The sequence below is a fragment of the Bacillus cereus group sp. N12 genome (assembly GCF_016483575.1).
Classification (GTDB): domain Bacteria; phylum Bacillota; class Bacilli; order Bacillales; family Bacillaceae_G; genus Bacillus_A; species Bacillus_A toyonensis.
The window spans coordinates 1-682 of the sequence record NZ_JAEHBO010000190.1; the positions used below are offsets into that span (position 1 = coordinate 1).

A 682-nucleotide genomic window follows, 5' to 3' on the forward strand; every position below is an offset into this window, starting at 1 on the left:
ATATTGGGGTTAACAAACCAAGTTCTTGCTGAACAAGTCCTTCCATCTTCAGTTATTACACCTGTTTCTGCAACTCCTAAAACCCCTTTTTCAAGCAATTCATTCATTATTTTTGAAATAGAAGTCCTTGTTTTCCCTAATTTCTTAGCTAAATAACTAGGAGATGCCGTATTCGGTTTTATATCATCATCTGCATTTTTTTCAACAATGACATTTGATTTAAATTCTAGAAATCTTGAAATATCAAATAAAAATGCCTTTTCTGGTTGAGTTAAATAGCCAATTTCACATAAATAATCAATATTCTCTGTAATCATTTGGACAAATCTCACCCGATCTGTAGGTTTTTTCTTTTTCCCTATAAAGTACTCTTCTCCACCAGACATTTTACTTAATACTTGTAGCATAATGATTCTTTCTTCTTCAGAAAGTCCACCACTACCTTCAAGTTTTTCATAAATGCTATTAATTTTACTATCTCTTTCTTTTGCCTTTTTTTCAGCTTGTCCAAAATCTACAACTTTTATCATAAAATAATTCTCTCCCTTAGTGGAAGGAATCAACTTTTATATGTTAGAATGTATATAGAATATATATTGGTTGATTCCAACCTTATTATGAAAAACCGCCTGCCGACCAAAGCATGGGCGGTTTTTCTCGTTTGTATGTCTTTCTCTATAAT

General features: G+C 31.5%; 1 protein-coding gene. It reads right to left on the reverse strand.

Annotation, left to right across the window (positions count from 1 at the left end; translation table 11 throughout):
- Window positions 1-530, reverse strand: a 530-nt coding sequence (locus JDS92_RS30065; protein WP_199633041.1) for a MarR family transcriptional regulator, incomplete at its 3' end; no start/stop codon positions are given.
- Window positions 531-682: the final 152 nt, after the last annotated feature.